A 4,430-nucleotide genomic window follows, 5' to 3' on the forward strand; every position below is an offset into this window, starting at 1 on the left:
TGTGTGGGAGAGTAGGACACCGCCGCAATTATTGGTTGAAAGGCCCGAACCTTATGGTTCGGGCCTTTCGCATTTCTACGCCTGGTGTCTTTCTACTCCTTGGCGTCGCGTGCGGCCTGTTCGACCTTCGCTCGGTACTCGCGCCACCGGTCGGCGTCCTGGTGGGGAAGGTTGTTGCCCGGTGCTCGCAGTCCGGCGACGCCGTCGATGGATTCTCGGATGATGTCGGCGTGCCCGGCGTGCCGGGCGAGGTCGCTGACGACATGCAGGACGACCTTGTGGAGGGTGACCGCGGCCCGGTCGGCCGGCCACCACGGGACGACCCCCAATGAGTCCAGGTCGAGCTCGGTGATGGTGTTCTCGGTCAGCTCCCAGGAGCGCCGGTACAGGTCGAGGACGTGGGCGCGGGTTTCGTCGGCCGGCACCCACAGGTCGATCTGGGGGTCGTCGTCGCCGAGGTCTCCGTTCAGCCAGCCGGGACCCCAGCTCACGGGCCTGCCGAAGGTGACGCCGAAGTAGCCGGATTCCACTCCGGCGCAGTGTTTGACCAGACCGAGCAGATTGGTCCCGGTGGGCGTGTGGGGCCGCCGCACGTCGTATTCGGAGAGCCCTTCGAGCTTCGAGGTGAGGGCGTCATGGGACATTCTCAGATAGTCGAGCAGCATCGACTTGGAGTCGGTCATACCGGGCATTCTGCCAACAAGATCAGTGGCGGAGGACGCCCATGCGGGCGAGGAGTTCGCGGAGGTAGTCCTCGAGGAGGGCGGTGCGGCGTTCGTCGAGGAAGTGGTCGTCCTCCTCGGGGAGGAGGTCGACGACGCAGCGGACGTCCCAGTACGGGTTGTGCTCGTAGGCGCCGCGGACCTGCTCGAACGCGGACGCGAAGCGGTCGGCGGCCTCCAGGCCGTAGCGGAGCAGCAGGTTCCAGCGCATGTGCGCGATGTCGATGCCGATCGGCCCGTAGGACGCTTTGTCCCAGTCGATGACGCCTTGGAGCCGTCCGTACGCCCACAGGGTGTTGTCGGGGTGGTAGTCGCGGTGGATGAACCGCGGCAGGAACTCCGGCTGCGGCCCGGAGACGACGTCGAACGCCTTCTCCCACAGGCCGGGGTTCTGGGCTTGGCGGGGCGGTTGCCGCACGTCCAGCCGGTTGTAGGGCGTGTACGGGGGCATCGTGGAGGCTCCGCCCACCTCGTGGATGGACAGCAGGGCCGCGGCGAGCTGGATCAGGTACTCCGACAGGTCGTCGGGGGCGGGCCGCGGCGGGTGGCCGGGCAGCCGGGTGATCAGCAGGGCGGGGGCGTCGCAGCGGGCGCCGGATGGGTCCGCGGCCATGAGCTGCGGGGTGGGGATCTCACAGCCCGCCAGCAGGGCGAGCGCGGCGATCTCACGTTCGGGCGGGAACTCCGGATCCCACGAAGTCCACCGTCGGAGCACGAACCGGTGCGGGGTGCCCGACCGGGTCTCGACGACGAGGGCGTGGTTGGTGTGGTCCGTTCCACCGGTCAGCGGCCGGATCATCTTGACCTTGCTGCCAGCGCCCAGGCACTCCTGGACCCAGCGCAGGGTGCCCTCGTCCGGCGGGTTGCCGATCGGTAGGGCCCTGGCCGCGGCCTCGGGTGCTTTTGCGGTGGTCACGAGGTCCATGTAAACGGATTCCGAAGGGGATGAGGAGTGATTTTACGAAGACAGAACGTAACACGTGACTGATCACACACGTGGCCTTACGGAGAGACTCGCCGGGAGCCCTCCGTAAGGCCACGGGGTGACTGTCGCTATTCCTTGCCCTCGCGGCGCGGGCGCAGCAGCGCCTCGGCGAGCGCGAGCATGGTCTCTTCGAGGGTGGCGAGCCGCTTCAGCACGTCCTCGTGGACCGCGGTCACCTTTTTACCCACCTCTTCCTGGACGCCCTCGACCCGCCGGCCGAGCTCGCTCTGCACCAGGTCGGAGCGCTTGGCGACCTCCTCGTGGACGGCGTCCGTGCGCTTGGTGACCTCGTCGTGGACGGAGTCGGTGCGCTTGACGACCTCCTCGAACACGCTCTCCACCCGCTTGGCGACGTCGTCGTGGATGACGTCGAACTTCTTGCCGAGGTCCTCGCGGACGTGCTCGAACTTGCGGGCGACGTCGTCGGTGTTGCCGTCGAACCGCTTGCTCATGTCCTCGTGGACGGCACCGACCTGCTTGGTGACCTCCTCGTGGATGTTCTGGACGCGCTTGGCCAGGTCGCCGTGCGCCGATTCGACGATCTTGGCGACGGTGTCCTCGACCTCGCCCCGGTCGGGACGGGTGCGCAGCTCCACGATGAGCGGGTCGGTGACGGTGCTGACCTGGCGCTCCAGCTCGTCGAACCGGTCGCTGTAGTCGACCACCGGGCGGGCAGCGAGCTCCGCCAGCCGCCGGTGCAGTTCGTTGATCTCCAGGGCGGCGGGGAGCTGGGTGATCCGCTCGCCCAGCGCGTCGAAGCGGCTGTCAAAACCGTCGATCTTGCTGGACAGGCCTTCGACCCGTCCGTCCAGGCCTTCGAGGCGTCCGCCGACCGCTTCGACCTTGCCGCCCATCGCCTCGAGCGACTGGTCGAACTTCTCGGCCATCTCGCCCAGCGACTGGTCGACGCGTTTGGTGACGTCGCCCAGGGTGTGTTCCAGCTTCTCCGACCGGTGCCCGAGCTCGGCGAGGGATTTGTCGAGCCGGTTGAAGCGGACCGACGCGGCCTCCATGCTGCCCTGCAGCTTGTCGAGCCGCTTGGCCATGTCCTCCATCCGCTGGGACGCGGCGGCGGTGGCGTCCGCGATGCTCTGCGCGGAGTCGAGGACGCTCTGCAGCCGGTTGAGGCTCTCGTCGACGTTCTCGGCGACGACGCCGACGTCCGCCCAGAGCGCGGGCAGCTCGCTGACCGGCTTGACCCGCTCACCCACGGCCTCGATGTGCTCGGCCAGACCTTCGGCCCATTCCGGCGGTTTGCCGGTGAGCTCGTCCATCTGTCCCCGTACGGTGTCCAGCTGGCCCGTCAGTCCCGTGAGCTCGCGCTCGCGGACCTCCCGCAGCAGCCACTCCATGCCTTCGAGCCGCTGACGGATCTCGTCCAGGACCTGACCCTGTGAACGGGATTCGTACACATGGTCCTGCGCCGCACGGGCGAGCAACTCCCGCATCCGGTCCGAGACCGGTTGACCCCCAGTCTGCAGGAAGTTGTGATTCGTTTCCACCCGATGCTCCTGTCGTGTGCCGGCGATCCTGCCTGCCTCTAATTAACCGAAGGGATCGCGGCATTGATTGAAGCTCACACATTAGTGCTTGATCGCGAACGCGATAAGGCGGAGAATGGAATGCGGGGACTTCCGGCGAATATCAGTTAACGTGGCATGGGTGGGTTGTTGCGGGGGATGTCCGTCGTGTTCTGGCGGTGCCGTCCCGCGTACGGACCGCGCGCCGCGCCTTGGGGCTGCGGGTTTGCCGGATGCTGGTGCGGCTCGTGCCGGGTGCCGTCGATGAGCTGGAAGAGGCCAGGTTCACTGACGAAGACCCCGCGGCAGAAGTCGCACTGAAAGATCGTTATTTCGCCGAGCCGGTGGCTCGTCATTTCAGCACGGCATTTCGGACAGAACAAGATCGTCTCTGTCATCGCCGACCCCCTGTCAGGCTCCTCTTTCACCCAGACTAGTGACACCAATGCCGGAATGGCGGCATCTTTTAGCGGATCGTTGACCGACCGCCATCAGATCTTGCCGCAGAGAAGAGCAACCGGAGAATCGCCCGTCCGGGTCAGAACGACCGTGCCGGTAAGGGAACCGGACGGTTTGAGGTCCTTGTGCAGCCGGTCCAGATCGGCGGCGAAGCCTCGCTTTTTCAGGGTGAGCGTTCCGATATCCGCCTCTCTGAGAAGCACTTTCAGCCGTTTCACCGAGAAAGGGATCACCGTTTTTATCTCATAAGCGGCGGTGAACGGGGTGTCGGCCAGCCGGTCGGAGGTGATGTAGGCGATCCGGGGGTCGGCGAGCGCGCCGTCCACGAGGGCGGCCGCCTCGGCGACCAGATGGGCGCGGATCACGGCGCCGTCCGGCTCGTAGAGGTAGCGGGCCCACGGGGTCACCGGCGGGTCGCCGAGGGACGGGTCGGGGACGAGGGTGCTGATCCGGCCGTCGCGGATGAGGGTGGCGCGCCGCCGGTCGCCGTCGGCGAGGGTGCCGAGCTAGAGCGCGGCCTCCTTGACCTCGCCGTGGTCGGAGATCCACTCGGTGGAGGCGCCGTCGGGGATCGCCTCGTAGGGGAGGCCGGGGGCGACCTTGACGCAGGCGCGGGGGGCGCGCGTGGCCAGCGCGAGCAGCGAGTCGAGGGGCGGTTCGTAGGACTTGGGGTCGAAGACCCGGCCGCGGGCGGTGCGCCGGCCGGGGTCGGCGAAGACCGAGGCGTAGCCGGCGGGGTCCTGG

5 protein-coding genes and 1 pseudogene are annotated in these 4,430 nt (G+C 67.4%); all 6 read right to left on the reverse strand.

Features of this window, described 5'->3' with window-relative positions:
* Positions 1–92: 92 nt before the first annotated feature.
* Positions 93–683, reverse strand: coding sequence for a DinB family protein (locus ACYVE7_RS29910; RefSeq protein WP_460369374.1), 591 nt, complete (start codon positions 681–683; stop codon positions 93–95).
* A gap of 22 nt (positions 684–705) precedes the next feature.
* Positions 706–1,647, reverse strand: coding sequence for a phosphotransferase family protein (locus tag ACYVE7_RS29915; RefSeq protein ID WP_460369375.1), 942 nt, complete (start codon positions 1,645–1,647; stop codon positions 706–708).
* Between the two features lie 128 nt (positions 1,648–1,775).
* Entirely contained in the window at positions 1,776–3,155 is a 1,380-nt protein-coding gene (locus ACYVE7_RS29920; protein ID WP_460369377.1) for an apolipoprotein A1/A4/E domain-containing protein, read from the reverse strand.
* Positions 3,156–3,355: 200 nt separating this feature from the next.
* Positions 3,356–3,625 carry a TFIIB-type zinc ribbon-containing protein gene (locus ACYVE7_RS29925; protein WP_460369379.1) on the reverse strand — a complete coding sequence of 90 codons (270 nt, stop codon included), beginning with the start codon at positions 3,623–3,625 and terminating at the stop codon, positions 3,356–3,358.
* Between the two features lie 93 nt (positions 3,626–3,718).
* Entirely contained in the window at positions 3,719–4,051 is a 333-nt protein-coding gene (locus ACYVE7_RS29930) for a THUMP-like domain-containing protein (protein WP_460369381.1), read from the reverse strand.
* 141 nt (positions 4,052–4,192) lie between these two features.
* A pseudogene (locus ACYVE7_RS29935) lies at positions 4,193–4,430 on the reverse strand (SAM-dependent methyltransferase); the annotation flags it as partial.

The organism is Actinocorallia lasiicapitis, assembly GCF_054778695.1.